Source organism: Rhodobacter viridis (assembly GCF_003217355.1).
Classification (GTDB): domain Bacteria; phylum Pseudomonadota; class Alphaproteobacteria; order Rhodobacterales; family Rhodobacteraceae; genus Rhodobacter; species Rhodobacter viridis.
In genome coordinates this window covers 52927-68903 of the sequence record NZ_QJTK01000010.1, presented here as the reverse complement: position 1 = coordinate 68903, position 15977 = coordinate 52927, and the positions used below count along the sequence as shown (strand labels likewise).

11 protein-coding genes and 1 tRNA gene are annotated in these 15977 nt (G+C 66.2%); 4 read left to right on the top strand and 8 right to left on the bottom strand.

What is annotated here, in order from left to right; genetic code table 11:
* The first annotated feature begins 29 nt into the window (after nucleotides 1–29).
* The 4 genes from C8J30_RS13005 (at nucleotide 30) to C8J30_RS12990 (ending at nucleotide 4579) form a co-directional block, all read left to right on the top strand.
* Nucleotides 30–2927, top strand: coding sequence for a helicase-related protein (locus C8J30_RS13005; protein WP_181420875.1), 2898 nt, complete (start codon nucleotides 30–32; stop codon nucleotides 2925–2927).
* Nucleotides 2928–2930: 3 nt separating this feature from the next.
* The gene (locus C8J30_RS13000) at nucleotides 2931–3224 is read left to right on the top strand and encodes an RNA-binding S4 domain-containing protein (RefSeq protein ID WP_110806282.1); all 294 of its coding nucleotides are present in this window, start codon (nucleotides 2931–2933) and stop codon (nucleotides 3222–3224) included.
* 106 nt (nucleotides 3225–3330) lie between these two features.
* A complete protein-coding gene (gene fdxA, locus C8J30_RS12995; RefSeq protein WP_110806281.1) occupies nucleotides 3331–3669 on the top strand; it encodes a ferredoxin FdxA in 339 nt (112 codons plus the stop codon).
* A 400-nt stretch (nucleotides 3670–4069) separates the two neighbouring features.
* Nucleotides 4070–4579, top strand: a complete 510-nt coding sequence (locus C8J30_RS12990; protein ID WP_110806280.1) for a CarD family transcriptional regulator — start codon at nucleotides 4070–4072, stop codon at nucleotides 4577–4579.
* Nucleotides 4580–4661: 82 nt separating this feature from the next.
* Here C8J30_RS12990 and C8J30_RS12985 read toward each other — a convergent pair whose 3' ends face one another.
* The 8 genes from C8J30_RS12985 to C8J30_RS18670 form a co-directional block, all read right to left on the bottom strand.
* Nucleotides 4662–6554, bottom strand: a complete 1893-nt coding sequence (locus tag C8J30_RS12985) for a cation:proton antiporter domain-containing protein (RefSeq protein ID WP_110806279.1) — start codon at nucleotides 6552–6554, stop codon at nucleotides 4662–4664.
* Nucleotides 6555–6709: 155 nt separating this feature from the next.
* On the bottom strand, nucleotides 6710–9811 hold the full coding sequence (locus tag C8J30_RS12980; RefSeq protein WP_110806278.1) for a hypothetical protein: 3102 nt from the start codon (nucleotides 9809–9811) through the stop codon (nucleotides 6710–6712).
* Nucleotides 9812–9979: 168 nt separating this feature from the next.
* Complete coding sequence (locus tag C8J30_RS12975) at nucleotides 9980–11263, bottom strand: O-acetylhomoserine aminocarboxypropyltransferase/cysteine synthase family protein (RefSeq protein ID WP_110806277.1); 1284 nt, start codon at nucleotides 11261–11263, stop codon at nucleotides 9980–9982.
* 85 nt (nucleotides 11264–11348) lie between these two features.
* The gene (locus C8J30_RS12970) at nucleotides 11349–11549 is read right to left on the bottom strand and encodes a hypothetical protein (protein ID WP_110806276.1); all 201 of its coding nucleotides are present in this window, start codon (nucleotides 11547–11549) and stop codon (nucleotides 11349–11351) included.
* Between the two features lie 191 nt (nucleotides 11550–11740).
* The gene (locus C8J30_RS12965) at nucleotides 11741–13066 is read right to left on the bottom strand and encodes a calcium-binding protein (protein ID WP_110806275.1); all 1326 of its coding nucleotides are present in this window, start codon (nucleotides 13064–13066) and stop codon (nucleotides 11741–11743) included.
* Between the two features lie 126 nt (nucleotides 13067–13192).
* A complete protein-coding gene (locus tag C8J30_RS12960; protein WP_110806274.1) occupies nucleotides 13193–14665 on the bottom strand; it encodes a calcium-binding protein in 1473 nt (490 codons plus the stop codon).
* A 101-nt stretch (nucleotides 14666–14766) separates the two neighbouring features.
* A complete protein-coding gene (locus tag C8J30_RS12955; RefSeq protein WP_110806273.1) occupies nucleotides 14767–15744 on the bottom strand; it encodes a hypothetical protein in 978 nt (325 codons plus the stop codon).
* Nucleotides 15745–15840: 96 nt separating this feature from the next.
* Nucleotides 15841–15924 (bottom strand) — tRNA-Tyr (locus C8J30_RS18670).
* Between the last annotated feature and the right edge of the window lie 53 nt (nucleotides 15925–15977).

Below are 15977 nucleotides of genomic sequence, written 5' to 3'. Positions count from 1 at the left end.
AGGAGGAATGCGATGACGGGCATGCGATGATGGGGCGGATCACCGCGGTCCTTGGGCCGACGAACACCGGCAAGACACATTATGCGATCGAGCGGATGCTCTCGCACCGCACCGGGGTCATCGGCCTGCCGCTGCGGCTGCTGGCGCGCGAGGTCTATGATCGCATCGTCAAGGCCCGCGGCCCCTCGGTCGTGGCGCTGGTGACGGGCGAGGAGCGGATCGTTCCCGAACGCGCGCAATACTGGGTTTGCACCACCGAGGCGATGCCCGAGGTCGGCGCCGATTTCGTCGCCATCGACGAGATCCAGCTCTGCGCCGATCCCGAGCGCGGGCATGTCTTCACCGAGCGTCTGCTCTACATGCGCGGGCTGCACGAGACGCTGTTTCTGGGCTCGGATGCGATGAAGGGCGCGATTGCCGCGCTGGTTCCGAAAGTGCAATTCGCCCGGCGCGAGCGTTTGTCCAAACTTTCGTGGGCAGGTTCGAAAAAGATAAGCCGGATGAAGCCAAGGGCGGCCATTGTCGGCTTTTCGGTTGAAAATGTATATGCGATCGCCGAGCTGATCCGCCGTCAAAAGGGCGGCGCGGCGGTGGTGATGGGGGCGCTTTCGCCCCGCACGCGCAACGCGCAGGTCGCGATGTATCAAAACGGCGATGTCGATTACCTCGTCGCCACCGATGCGATCGGCATGGGGCTGAACCTCGACATCGAACATGTCGCCTTTTCCGCCACGGCGAAGTTCGACGGGCGGCGGATGCGGCATTTGTTCCCGCACGAGCTTGGACAGATCGCGGGCCGCGCCGGGCGGCACACCCAGGACGGCACCTTTGGCATCACCGGCGAGGCGCATCCGCTGCCCGAAGAGGTGATCGAGGCGATCGAGGAGCATCGCTTCGCGCCGATCCAGCGGCTGCAATGGCGCAATCCGCGGCTGGAATTCGGCACCGTCGCGCGGCTGATCCAGTCCCTTGAGGAAAGCCCGCAGAACGAATGGCTCAGCCGCGGGCGCGAGGCGGATGACCTGCGCGCGCTGAAGGCGCTTTCTGAAATGCCCGAGATCCGCGACCGGGTCCGCGTGCCGGCCGATGTGCGTCTCTTGTGGGATACCTGCCGCATCCCCGATTTTCGCTCGATTTCCGAGACCGAACATGCCACGCTTCTGGCGCGCATCTTCGGCTTCTTGCAGACGGGCAAGGGCGTGCCTTCGGACTGGCTCAAGGGGCAGATCGAACGCATCGACCGGACCTCGGGCGATATCGACACTTTGTCGAAACGTCTCGCCTTCATCCGCACTTGGACCTATGTTGCGCAGCGCAAAGGGTGGGTGGATGACGAAACCCATTGGCGCGAGGAAACTCGCGCTGTAGAAGACCGCCTGTCGGATGCGCTGCATGGCGCTCTGACCCAACGATTTGTGGACCGGCGCACCAGTGTTCTGCTGCGGCGGCTCAAGCAGAAGGAGACCCTCGTGGCCGAGGTGAACGACAAGGGCGAAGTGATGGTCGAAGGCGAATTCGCCGGCCGTCTTGAGGGGTTCCGCTTCCGGCAGGACACGACGTCCTCGCCCGACGAGGCGAAAATGCTGGCGAAGGCCGCCTATGAGGCGCTGAAGCCCGAATTCAGCCTGCGGTCCGACCGCTTCTACAACGCCCCCGACACCGAGATGGACTTCACCGAGCAGGGGGGCCTGATGTGGGGCACCTACGCGGTGGGCAAGCTCGTGAAGGGCGCCGATCCGCTGAAACCCTCGGTCGAGGCGTTTGTCGACGAGGAAGCCGGTCCCGAGGTTGCCGAAAAGGTCCGTCGCCGTCTGCAGCATTTCATCGATCGCAAGGTGGCTGCGCTCTTCGAGCCGCTTCTGGCGATGAGCCGTGACGAGGCGCTGACCGGGCTCGCCCGTGGCTTCGCCTTCCGTCTGGTCGAGCATATGGGGATCCTGCCGCGCGACGGCGTGGCCAATGAGGTCAAGGAGCTGGATCAGGAGGCCCGCGGTGCGCTGCGCAAGCATGGCGTGCGCTTTGGCCAATACACGATCTTCCAGCAACTGCTGCTGAAACCCGCGCCGACCCGGCTGCGTCTGGTGCTGGCCTCGCTCTGGGAAGGGCTCTCCGAGTTCCCGGAAAGCCCGCCGCCCGGTCTGGTGACGATCCCCTATATCTCGGAAGTGCCGGTCTCGGCCTATACGCTCTCGGGCTACCGCCCGGCGGGCGTGCGGGCGATCCGCATCGACATGCTCGAGCGTCTGGCCGACATGCTGCGCACGCAAGACAGCAAGGCGGGCTTTGAAGCCACGCCGGACATGCTGTCGATCACCGGCATGACGCTGGAACAATTCGCCGATCTGATGGGCGGTCTTGGCTATCGCGCCGACAAGGGCGAACGCGAAAAGGCGAAGCCCGTGGTCGAAGTGGCGGCGCCCGAGGCCGGGTCGGACAATCCGATCCCCGAGGAAGCCTCGCCCATCGCCGAGGCGCAGGCCGAGGTCGAAGCGGCTCCGGTCGAGATGGAAACCTTCTATACCTTCGCCTGGGCGCCGCGTCCGCGCACCGAGCGTGGCCCGCGTCGCGAGCCGCGCGAAGGCGGTGGCGAAGGTCATCGTGGCCCGCGCGAGCATCGCGGCGGCGAGCACAAGGGCGGCGATCGTCCGCACAAGGGCGGCGAACATCGCGGTGGCGAGGCCAAGGGCGGCGATCGGGGCGAGAAACGCTCCGAGGGCGGCAAGCCGCGGTCTCGCGATGGCGAGGGCAACCGCGGCGAGCGCAAGTTCGGCGATAAGCCGAAGGGCGGCAAGCCGTATGGCAAGGGCAAGCCGGGCCAGGACGACCGCAGCCGTGGTTTCGAGGCCCATCCGCCGAAGAAGGACAAGCCGATCGATCCCGACAACCCCTTTGCCGCCGCGCTGATGGGGCTCAAGGGCAAGCTTTGATTCTTGTCTGACGGGGATCGCATCCGCATCGACAAATGGCTCTGGCAGGCGCGGTTCGTGAAGAGCCGCGCCTTGGCCGTTGATCTGGTCGCCGCGGGCCGGGTCCGGGTGAACGGGCAGAAGACCGAAAAGCCCGGCCGCGCCGTCGGCCCGGGGGACGTGCTGACGCTGGTTCTGGGGCCGGAGGTGCGGGTGTTGCGCATTCTCGCCTGTGGCACCCGCCGTGGCCCCGCGCCCGAGGCAGCGACGCTTTACGAGCTGATCGGGGCACCAGCCACGGGGCCGGAGGAGGGGTGAAGCCCCCCGGCACTTCGCCGCACCCGGTTTTTGTATATCTCCTGCTCTTGATTGATCGTCGCCGGGGGGCTAGGAAATCCCTGCGCCAAAGATTGGGGTTAAAAGAATGACCTATGTCGTCACCGACAACTGCATCGCCTGCAAATATACCGACTGTGTGGAAGTCTGCCCGGTGGACTGCTTCTACGAAGGCGAGAACACGCTGGTGATCCATCCCGACGAATGTATCGACTGCGGGGTCTGCGAACCGGAATGCCCGGCCGACGCGATCCGTCCGGACACCGAGCCGGGCATGGAGGACTGGGTCGAGTTCAACCGCACCTATGCGAGCCAATGGCCGGTCATCACGATCAAGAAAGATCCGATGCCCGATCACAAGAAATTCGACGGCGAGACCGGCAAGCGCGAGAAATACTTCTCGCCGAATCCCGGCACCGGCGACTGATCGCGGCGCTCATGGGGGGGACGCGCGCGCGTCCCGCCCCTTCCGGCTGAGTCGTTTCGCAAAACGGCTGGCTGTGGACTCTGCTCTTCCGGAGCAGAGTTCGGGTCTGCAACCGCCATGCGCCGATTCGTCGCTGGCGGGCGACCCGTGAGATTAATGCAAAACATGGATTGATCATCAAATTCCGGCCGTTCACGCGCATGTTCCCCCGTGCGATGCTATGAATCGGCTGAATTTTGTGCTATAAAGTCGTTACAAAGGAGAACGCCCCACTCCCCGCGCAGAACTGCTCGTCTGGCGGGAATTCTCACGCGAAAGTCCGGACACTGCTGCACCATTCGTGCCGCGTGTCTCTTTTTGACCGTGAGGGGGCCGTAACCGGGTGCAAGGAAGCGACTGAATGACCAAAATGAAGAAGACCGATTTCCGTCCGGACGATTTCGTTGTGTATCCGGCTCATGGCGTCGGCAAGATCATCTCGATCGAGGAACAGGAAATTGCCGGGCTGCGGCTGGAGCTGTTCGTGATCTCGTTCGAAAAGGACAAGATGACGCTCCGCGTTCCCACCCACAAGGCGGTGGACATCGGTATGCGTGGTCTGTCGAGCCCCGACGTCGTCACCAAGGCGCTGGAAACCCTGAAGGGCAAGGCCAAGGTCAAGCGTGCGATGTGGTCGCGCCGGGCTCAGGAATACGAGCAAAAGATCAATTCGGGTGACCTGCTGTCGATCGCCGAAGTGGTGCGTGACCTGCACCGCGCCGATGATCAGCGCGAACAATCCTACTCGGAACGTCAGCTTTACGAAGCCGCGCTGGAGCGCCTGACCCGCGAAGTCGCGGCCGTCTCGGGCACCGATGAAGCCGGGGCCGCGAAGAAGGTCGACGAAGTTCTGGTTGGCCGCGCCGCCTGAGGCGCAGAACCCTCACAATCGAACGGGCCCCTCGCGGGGCCCGTTTTCGTTTCCGGGGATCGTTTCGGGGCGGAAGGGGGGCTCAGCCCTCTTCGATCACGTCGCGGTCTTGCGGCGCCTTGCCCTGCGCATTCGATTGCCGCCGCCGCTCGGTGAAATGGGCCAGCATCTGCGCTTCGAACTCGGTGTTGAGCGCCTTCACCCGGTCGACATATTCGGCGTTCTTCTCGGCCTCGACCCCGGGTTTCCAGACCTCGGCCAGATCGCGCACGGCGTTTCGGTCGAGCTTCCAGAACAGCCGTTCCAGCTCATGCGCCTCGAACTCGCTCAGCCCGATGTTTTCCAGCACATAGCGCGCCGCGCGGCACGAGCTGTCGAACATCTCGCGCACGATGTCATCGGCGCCCGCGGCGTAAAGATCGTAGACGTGATAGCGGTCGCGGGCGCGGGCGATGATGTGCAGGTCGGGCCGCTCCTTGCGGGCATAGGCAACGAGCCGGTTCGTCGCCTCCTTGTCGTCGAGCGCCGCCACCAGCACGCGCGCACGGCTCAGCCCGGCGGCCGCCAGCAACTGCGGTTGCGCGGGATCGCCATACCAGGCCTTGAAGCCGAAGGTGCGCAGGGTCTGCACCGTCTTCAGATCGGCATCCAGAACCGTGGTGCGAAAGCCCGACATCGTCACCATCCGGTTCACCACCTGACCAAAGCGCCCGGCGCCCGCGATGATGATCGGCTGTTCCTCGTCGATCTGGTCGGGATCGGGGCGGGCATCAGGCTTGGTCTTGCGCGACAGCCGCTCGTGCAACAGGAACAGCATCGGCGAGAGCAGCATCGAGAGTGCGATCACCAGAAGCGCCTTTTCCGCGGTCTCCTGCGGCAGGATCCGCTGCATCGTCGCAAAGGACACCAGCACCAGCGAGAATTCCCCCGCCTGTGCCAGCCCGAAGGTGAACAGCCACCGATCCGTGCCCAGAAGCCCGAAGAGCCGTGCCAGCCCATAGAGCACCGCCGATTTCAGCGCCACGAGCCCCAGCACCAGCGCGATGATCTTCAGCGGCCCGGCAAAGAACACCTCGAGGTCGATGCCCGCGCCGACCGCGATGAAGAAAAGCCCCATCAAGAGGCCCTTGAACGGCTCGAGGCTGCTTTCGAGTTCGTGCTTGAATTCGGAATCCGCCAGAACCACCCCGGCGAGGAAGGTGCCAAGCGCGGGGGACAGCCCGACAAGGTTCATCAGCGAGGCGATGCCGACGACCAGCATCAATGCCACGGCGGTATGGATCTCGCGCAGCTTCGAGCCCTGCACGAAGCGAAACAGCGGATGCACCAGGAAATGGCCGATGCCCACCACCAGCACGACCGCGGCCAGCGTCATCAGCGTCATCCCCCAGGCGGGCAGGGCATCCATGAAGGCGGTCGCACCGTGGCCCGAGGCCTCGGCCCGGGCCAGCTCGCGCGCGCCGGGCAGGGCGAGCAGCGGCAACAGCGCCAGCATCGGGATCACCGCGATGTCCTGCGTCAGCAGCACCGCAAAGGCCGAGCGCCCGCCAGCCGTCTGCATCAGCCGCTTTTCGGTCAGCATCTGCACCACGATCGCCGTCGAGGACAGCGACAGGATCGCCCCCAGCGCGATTGCGCCGCGCGGCGGCTGGCCCACAGCCAACGCCACCACGGCGACGGCGACCGTGGTGATCAGCACCTGCAGCCCGCCAAGGCCCACAAGCTTGTCCCGCATCGACCAGAGCGCCTTCGGGTCCAGCTCGAGCCCGATCAGGAACAGCATCATCACCACGCCGAATTCGGCGAAATGCTGCAGATCATGCGCCTCGCCCTGCACCAGCCCGAGGCAGGGGCCGATGATCACCCCGGCGATCAGATAGCCCAGCACCGAGCCCAAACCCGCCCGTGTGGCCAGTGGCACCGCCACAACCATGGCGACAAGATAAAGCGTGGCCTGAAGCAGGAAGCTTTCCATGCAATCTCATTCAAACAAGGACGCTCCGGCTGCGGGGCAGCGCGGTTGGGCGTCAAACGCGGGGGATGGGGCAAGCCTAACGAGAAAGGGCTTTTGCGCCAAGCGCAAAAGCCCGAGGTTTCGGCCCTGTTACCGGATGTGAACGGCGATTGGCCTCAGCCGCCCTTGAGCAGCTTCAGCGTGATCGGGTTGCCGCCCTTTTGATAGGTCATCTGGCTGTCGCCGATCGCGGTGACCTGGCCCCCGTCGATCCGGTCGCCGACCTGCAGCTTGAAGAACCGGCCGTTCGGCAAGCGCACCAGCGCGCGACGGTTGGAGGGCGTGCCATAAAGCCCGATCAGGGAGATCTTGCTCAGATCAAGCGCGTTCTTCTGCGTCGCTTCGCGCGCGACCGAGGCTGCGGTCGGCCCCCGTGCGGCGACCGGGGCGGATTCGACCTCGCCCGTCTCGACGTCGGGGCTGGCAATCACGGTCGGCTCGGGCGGCGGCGAGGGCTTCGTGCGCACCGGCTTCGCCGGGGCGGCGACGGCAACGGGCTCGGGTTGCGGGGCAGGGGCGGCGGCAACGCGCACGGCGGGGGCAGGCTCTGCGGCAATCGCCGCCGCCAGCGCTGTCTGCACCGAAGACTGCAGGCTCTGCGGCCGCGACATCGGACGACGCGAAGAGGCCAGCCCGGCCGCTTCGGCGGCCTTGGCGTCGGCGGCCAGTTTCGCATCCGCGGCGGCCTTGGCCTCGGCGGCCGCCTTTTCCTCCGCGGCTTTCGCCGTTGCGGCAGCGGCCAGTTTCTCGACCGAGCCCGGACGGGGTTTCGGCTGGGCGCGGTTCAGCACCGCTGCCAGATCTGGCGAGAGGCCCGGGGCAAGCAGCGCGCCATCATCCGGGTTCGCGGGGGGCGTCGCTGTTGTCGGCGTCGCGGCCGGTGCGGGGGCAGGCGTCGCAGCCGCTTTCGCCGCAGCGCTTTCGACCGTGGCCGGACGGGCTTTCGGCCGGGCGTTCTTCAGCGCCGGATCGACGGCCGGGGTTTCCGCCGCGGCAGCCGCTGCGGCAGCCTTTTCGGCGGCGCGACTGACCGAGGTCGGGCGCGGTTTCGATTTCGACGGCGGCGCCCCTTCAAAGAGCGTGATGCCGCTTGCGGTCAGCGTGCCGTTCTTCGTCGGATTGGCGACCGGCGCCGCCGCGGCCGGCGGTGCCGCGGGGGCGGCTGCGATGCCCGGCGCGGCAGGGGTCTGCGGCGCGGCAGGCTTTGCGGCGGGTTTCGTGGCCGGTTTCGCCTCGACCGGGGGCAGTTTCGGCAAGGCGGGCAGCGTCACCTGCGAGGTCGAGACGGTCGCTTGCGGCTCGGGCGTCGTGGGGGCGGGGGCCGCGGCCGGCTTTTGCGCCGCCTGCGCCTTGGCCTCGGCATCGGCGAGGCTCATCGCGGGCGTGTCCTGCATCGCGACAAGCGGAGCCGCGGCCGGGGCCGGAGTGGCAGGCGCGCTGGCGGTTTCGGTGCTGCTCGCGGATGTCGTCGCATCCGGCTCGATCAGGAAGCTCGACCACAGCGCGGCGATGGCGAGGAAGGCCACCAGCCCGCCCAGCAGCGACACGCCCATGTATTTCGGCTTGCCGCCGATCTTGTCGGCCTTGCGTCCGCCGATGACAGTCTTGCCGCGCGCGGTCGAAGGCACGACCTCGGGTTGGCCCGGCGCCGGGCTGCGGCTCGGGATTTCGACCTTCGGGCGCATGTCCTGCGCCTTGGCAATCACCTTGCCTGCGGTCGCGCCAAGGGCCGCGGTGCCCATCGCCGCAAGACGGCGGCTGTCCTCGGCCATCTTGCGCAGCTTGTCTGCCGCTGCCATCGCGTCGCTGTCTTGCGCCGCCAGCATCGGGTTTGGTTGTTGCGGCGCGCGCGGCGCCTCGATCTGGGCCTCACTCGCGCCAAGGCCCGCGACACCGGGACGTTCCGCCCCGGCCACAAGCGGTTTGCGCTGCCCGGGTTTCTGACCGCCCTGACCCGCGCCCCCCTGTCCCGGGCGTTGTCCGGGCTGTCCTTGGCGCGGGCCGCCTTGGCCTGCGCCCTGACCTTGGCCACCACCTTGACGCGGGCCGCCACCCTGACCGCCGTTGCGACCTTTGCCCGGCGCGCCGGGACGCGCCGCCCCGGGAAGCGGCTTGCGCGCCGCAGCGCCTGCACGCGCGGTTTCGGCCGCGGCGGTGGTCTCGGGCATTTCGATCGTCATCGGCGCAATCGCGTCGAAACCGCTCAGCCGGTCATCCTCAAGCGCGGCGAGCAGATCGACATTTTCGCGCGCGGCCAGTTCCGGCACCGGGGCGTCGGCCGGTTCCTCCGGCACGGCTTCGGGCTGCACTTCCGCCTCCGGCGCGGCCGCGAGTTCCTCGGCGGGCGGGGCAGGGGGCAGGCTTTCCTCGGCCGGGGCCGCGACCTCTGCCGGGCTTGCAACCTCTTGCAACTCTTCGACCAAAACCGGCTCGGGCGCGATCACCGCCGCCGCGGGCGCCGCGATCGGCGCGACCTCTTCGGCGGCGAGCTCGGGCAGTGGCGCGGGGGGCGCCTCATGAAGCGCTTCCGCGACAGGTTCGGGTTCGGGCGCGGGGGCCGCGAAAGCTTCGGGGACCAGCGGCTGCGCCACGGCGGGCGGCAGCTCCGGCGCGGGCTGGGTGATCTCAGCCGGGGCCGCTTCGGCGATCTCGACAGGGGCGGCGCCCCCGAGCAGCAGCGCGACCGGCAAAGCCGCCTCGTCGCGTTCGATCCGCGCGCCCTGCGGCAGATGCGCAGACGCCATCGAGGTGATGCCGAACCACGGCTCGCCCTCGAACGCCGCGGGATCGGGAGCGGCGACGAAGGACACCGGGCAGAAGCCGCAATCATCGGCAAAGGCCTCGGCCTCGGCCAGGGTCTCGCGGGCGACGACGGCGACCTGCACCACCTCGCCCTGACCGGACCAGTCAAAGACCAGCTCCGCCACCTCGTAAGGGGTCATCCCCTCGAGCGCATCGGCGATCTGCTTGCGCCGCACCGCCGATTGCGGGCCGGGGGCTTCGACTTCGGTATAAAGGATCTGCGACGCCGGAACGACGATCTTCGAGGTCACGCCCTCGGGGGCGCGCGATTTCGCGGCGCGCCGCAGCGCGGTCAGGCGCTCGCCGAAATCGGGGGCGTCCAGCGCCACCTCGCCCACCAGCTCCCAGCCGCTTTTGCCGCGGTGAAGCAGTCCGATACCGTCATGCGAGAGATTGAGGGCGAAGTTCGGTTTCATGCCTTGGCTTCAACACAGGGGCAGGGGCGCCCATGAGGGCGCCGCAGCAGTAACACATGGAAAGAGGCGCCGATACCGGCGCCGCAACACTGAAGTCTAGGTAAAGCAGAAAACCGCGCATGAAAAGCCGCCCACCGGAATGTGAGGGCGGCTTTTCGCTGCACCCGATCAGGCGGTGGCGGCGGCGAGCGCCTGATCCAGATCGGCGATCAGATCGGCGGCATTCTCGATGCCGATCGAAAGCCGCACCACATTCGGCGCCGCGCCCGCCTTGACCTGCTGCTCTTCGGTCAGCTGCCGGTGCGTGGTCGAGGCCGAATGGATGATCAGCGAGCGCGCATCGCCCAAGTTGGCCACATGGCTGAACAGCTTGAGATTGTTGACCAATTTCACGCAAGCTTCATAGCCGCCCTTGACCGCGACGGTAAAGAGCGCCCCCGCGCCCTTCGGGCAGAGCCGGTTGGCGCGTTCATGCCAGGGCGAGGAGGGCAGCCCGGCCCAGGTGACGAACTCGATGCGCGGATCGTTTTCGAGCCATTCCGCCACCGCTTTCGCATTGGCGACGTGCTTTTCCATGCGCAGGCTCAGGGTTTCGATGCCCATCAGCGTGTAATGCGCGCCCTGCGGGTTCATCGTCATACCCAGATCGCGCAGGCCGACGGCGATCGAATGGAAGGTGAAGGCCATCGGGCCGAGCGCCTCGTGGAACTTCAGCCCGTGATAGGCCGGTTCCGGCGCCGAAAGGCTGGGGAACTTGCCCGAGGCCGACCAGTCGAACTTGCCCGAATCGATGATCACGCCGCCGGTCACCGTGCCGTTGCCGGTCAGGTATTTCGTGGCCGAATGCACGACCAGCGTCGCGCCATGCTCGATCGGACGGCAGAGGTACGGCGAGGCCAGCGTGTTGTCGACGATGAGCGGCAGGCCGACCTTGTTCGCGACGGCGGCGACCGCGGGCAGGTCGGTGATGTAGCCGCCCGGGTTCGAAATCGATTCGCAGAAGATCGCCCGGGTGTTCTCGTCCACCGCGGCTTCGAGCGCCGCCAGATCGTCGAAATCGACGAAGGTGCAGGACCAGCCGAAGCGTTTGATCGTCTGGCTGAACTGGGTGATCGTGCCGCCGTAAAGCCGGGTCGAGGCGACTATATTCAGCCCCGGTCCCATCAGCGGAAAGAGCGCCATGATCTGCGCCGCATGGCCCGAGGAGCAGCACACCGCCCCCGCGCCGCCTTCCAGCGCCGCGACGCGCGCGGCCAGCGCCGAAACGGTCGGGTTGGTCAGGCGCGAGTAGATGTAGCCCACTTCCTGCAGGTTGAAGAGCCGCGCCGCATGATCGGCGTCCTTGAAGACATAAGCCGTGGTCTGGTAGATCGGCACCTGCCGCGCCCCGGTCGCGGGGTCGGGGGCTGCACCGGCGTGAATCTGAAGCGTGTCAAAGGCCTGGTCCGTCATCGGGGTCTCCCTGAATGGTCGCGGGCGAGCCTATCCCCCCGCCCGCGCCCCTTCAAACACATTCGTTTTCGCCGATATGGAGGGCTCAGAGCCCCCAGATGTCGACCACCTTCAGCGCCGCGCCGTCCTGCAGGTCCGCAATCTGGACGGCCGCACTGCCGCCCTTGCCATCGGCATCGAACCAGAGCATGCCATCGGTGGTGCGGAAAATGAAGCGGTCATCGGCATCCTGCGCCCGGTTGTCAGTGCGGCTGACGAAGGCCGTCGCGACACGCTCGCCGAGCACCAGCCCGCTGCCGAAGCCGGAAAGCGCGATGCCGATGCCGGTGGTGTTGAGGGGGCGGGACTGACGTTGATCGACACTTCAGCCTCCATGCAAGAGGGGCTTTTGCAAAGTCATCCTTCAATCGCCGCGGCCGGATTGCCACGCCCCTTGAGGCCTGGCGCTCGGGAGGTCGACGGTTTCGCGGGTCCGGCTCAGACCAGCTGGATGTCGGCGACGGTGACCACCGCCCCCGCCTGCAGGTCAGCCACCATCACCGCCGCGCCCGCGCCATTGCCGTCGGCATCGAACCAGAGCGTGGTGTCGGAGGTGCGGAAGATGAAGCGGTCGTTGGCATCCTGTGCGTGGTTGTCGAGGCGGCTGACGAAGGCCCCCGCCGCCAGCGCTCCGACGACGAGCCCGCCCCCGAGCGCGGAGGCGTCGAACTGGAACTTGTCGTTGTTGCCCGCGCCTGCGCCAAAGTCGGTGATTGCGTCGCCGAACTCCGCCAACATGTTGAAACGGAACACGTCATTGCCCAGACCGCCCGTCAGCCTGTCGATCCCGGCGCCGCCATTCAGGACGTCATTGCCCCCGGCGCCGTCGAGACTGTCGGCCCCGCCCCGTCCGAGCAGAATATTGGTCCCCTCCGCGCCGCGGATCACGTCATCGCGTTGCGAGCCGAGGACGCGCTCGAAATTGACGTAACTGTCGCCAAGAGCCGCGCCATCGGTCGAGAAACTGTTGTCGAGCGCCACCGTGACCGCCCCGCCGAAGCGGAAGTCGAGCAGGTCCGATCCGTCGCCCCCGTCGAAGCTCTCGTTCACCAGCGCGTTGCCGATGAAGCTGTCGTCGTCTTCTCCGCCGTCGACCGTTCCCGTCACTTCGCCGCTGCGTCCGTCGAAGCTGTCGGCCCCCGTGCCCAGAAATACGCTGGCGTCGATGAAGCCGCGGTTCACCACCAGATCCGCGCCGCCAAAAAGGTGCAGACCGCCCGCAATCGTGCCTTGGTTGAGGACCTGTTCGATCGAGGCGCTGTTCGTGTTGGCGTTGATCGCATCGCTATTGGTGCCGCCGTTGATCGCGCCGGTGTTGATGATGCGCAGCGTGTCGGTGCAACCGAAGACCCGCAAGATCGCCGTATCGGTTGCGCTGATTTCTCCCGAATTGTGGATTGTCGAGGTGATGCCGGCATCGGTCGAGCCGATCACGACGCCGAAAGAGCCTGTGACGGTGCCCTGATTGGTCACGGTGTTCAAACTTCCCGACAGCCGCAAGCCGCCGGTGCCGCTCGCCCCTGTGCTGGCCACCGTGCCGGTTGCTCCGATGAAGACCGAGAAGGCGTGACCGGTGCTGCGGATGCCCGCGCTCGTGCCGATCACCGTGCCCAGAATCTGCGCCGTCCCGCCGGTGCTGCTGACCGCGTCGTCATTCACCGAGGCAAGCAGTACATTCGTGTTGACGATGAGATGATCGACACTTGTCAGCGTGACGAGCACGCCCGATGAGATCGTGTTGGTCGTCGTGGCGATCAGCGCCATGTCTCTCTCCCCCGGATAAGACGGTTTCCCGCGGGAGAAGGGTCAGGGTTCGAAATGATTCTTGCAAGGTCATCTTTGGGACCTGACAAGATCGATCCGGGCCGAGCGACGCGTGCCGCGGCTGGTTCAGATCAGCAAGATGTCCGCGGCGGTCATTGTCGCGCCCACCTGAAGATCGGCCACCATCAGCGGCGCGCCCGCGCCATTGCCGTCGGCATCGAACCAGAGCGTCGTATCGCTGCTGCGGAAGATGAAGCGGTCGCTGGCATCCTGCGCGACGTTGTCGACGCGGATGCGGAAGTCGGCCGCCGCAAGGGCGCCCGCCGCAAGCCCGCCGCCAAATTCCGAGGCATCGATCCAGAACCGGTCGTTGTTGCCCGCCACATTGCTGAAATCGGCGATGGAATCGCCGCGATCGCCGAGCGCGTCATAGAGGAAAACGTCATTGCCGCTGCCGCCCAGAAGCGCGTCGACGTCAGCGCCGCCACTGAGCGTGTCATTGCCGTTCTGCCCGTAGAGCGTGTCGGCGCCGGCCGCCCCCTCCAGATCGTCGTTCCCCGAGAGGGCATTGAGAACGTTGGCCGAGGCATTGCCCCGGATCATGTCGGCCCGTGCCGAACCCAGAACGTTCTCGAAACCGGTGTAGCTGTCGCCGATCGCCGCGCCGTCATTGTCGAAGCTTTGATCCAGCGCGATCGTCACTGCGGGGCCAAAGCGGAAGTCGATCTGGTCCGTGCCGTCGCCGCCATCGAAGGTTTCGGCCGCAAGCGCATTGCCGATGAATGTGTCGTTGCCGATGCCGCCGTAGACCACGCCGGTCACGGCTCCCGAGCGCCCGTCGTAGATGTCGTTCCCTTCGTCAAGCCAGACGGTCCCGGTCATCGTGCCGCCCTGGTTGAACAGCGTATCGGCGCCGTCGCCCATATGGATGTCGCCGTCAATCTGCCCGTACCGGTTGTCAAGCAGGTCAGCGGCAGTCCCCATGTCGATATTGCCGACAATGTCGCCCCGGTTCGCCAAGGTGTCTGCGCCGCCCATAAGCTCGACATAGCCTTGCAAGGTGCCGTGGTTGCGCACGATGTCGTCGGATCCCCCGTATCCAAACACGGAATGCGTGGGCCCCGAAACGGTGCCGAAGTTGATCAGCCGCGATTCAGTCCCGTCGGTGCCTGTGTGCGAACCGAGTTGGACACCACCGCCCGCGCTGGCGTCGATGTCGCCGTAGTTGAGGATCACGGCACGGTCGCCGGTGGCAAAGACCCCGGTGTTGACGCCGGTGATGCTGCCGAAGTTCGTCACGCGCAGGTCGTCCCGCCCTGGGGCGTAGATGCCCCAATATCCCGAAATCAGGCCGGTATTTCCGACGAGGATCGAGAAGTTGGTGTTGCCTTCCCCAACTTCGAGACCGTCATCGGTGCCGATCACGCTGCCGAAGATGCGCGCGTAATGGCTGGATCCGCCTGTGATCGCGACGTTGACACCATCGCCTGTCGCGCCAACCACCAGCGTGCCGGGTGCCACGATCAGAGAGTCCCCGGCCGACAGCGAATAGCCGTGGGGCGTGTTGGTGCCGCTGACTGTCAGAATTCTTACGGTCATGTCATTCCCCCAGAATGAATGTTCAGTCGCGGGGAAAGAGTCCGCCTGTTGCGCGAAAGCCGCAAGTCAGGGAAACCCGCCGTGCGTCGATCAGGCGCGGCTCAGCGCAGCCAGAGTTTCTCGCGCTTGATCGCGTTGCGCAGCATCGACTCGCGCCGGGGTAGCGCGCTGCGGTCGAATTTCGCGCGCAGTTTCAGACCCTTGCGCTGATAGATCAGCTTCTTCGCCGGTTCGTAAAGGCGCAGGATCCGCTTCATCGGTTGCGGGGCGCAGATCGCTTCGAGTTGCGCCACGACCGCATCGCTTTCGCGCGCATAAAGCAGCGGCAGGGCGCGGTAATGGCAGGTCACATCGCCATCGAGCCCCGCCAGCTCCGGCCCCGGCCGCCCGCCGCAGAAACTGTGAATCACCAGCGGCAGCGCCACCTGATCGAGCCAGGGATCAAGCGACTGGCTCGCCAGTTCATCGGGCGTGTCCCAGCGGATCGCATGAGCATAATGCAGGAAGCGCTTGCCGAAGGCCTGCGCATCGGCGCCAAAGAACCAGCCCGCGTTGAAGTACAGATAGCGCTGCCAGTAGTCGTCATACTGGCTCTTATCCAGCGAGCTTTCGAAATCGAGCCCGAACTTGTCGTAAAGGCTCTTCCAGATCGTGGTGTAATCGGCGCCGTAAAGCTGCGGCTCGGGCCAGGTGCCCTCGCGCCGCATCGAGGCCGAGGGACGGTCGAAGTCGAAGCCGACCTGCGCCAGCGGTCCCAGAAACAGCGTGTCGGTGTCGAAGAAGACAAACGGACCCGCGGGCAGGGCGGCCATCGCCTCGATCTTGTTGCCGTGCGGATAGCTTTCGCCGAAGTGCTGGTTGTCGAAGCGCAGGATTTCGACGCCGTGATCGAGCAGGAAGCGCCGCACCGGATCCGAGATCGCCACCGGCGTCGACCATTTCACCCCCGAGGGTTCGACGGCGATCAGCCGCCCCTTGAAGTCGGGATTCGTGGCGCGGAACGAGGCCGCGAAGATCATCGCCTCGTATTCGAGACGCCCCGCCTGCACGACGAAGAAAACATTGTAAATCGGCTGCATCCTGCCCGCGCTTGGCTTTTTGGTTGGCGTCACACTAGCGGGATTTGCGCCCCGCACAAGCGGGCCTTGTCGGTATCATCACCACTTGCGGGAAAGTGGTGGGTGACCCTGGAATCGAACCAGGCGTGGGTCTCCCCGGCGGAGTTACAGTCCGCTGCCGCACCTTGCAGCTCGTCACCCGACGTGGGGCGATGTAACGAAGGGGGCGGGGGGCGTCAAGCAGCAATTTCGCG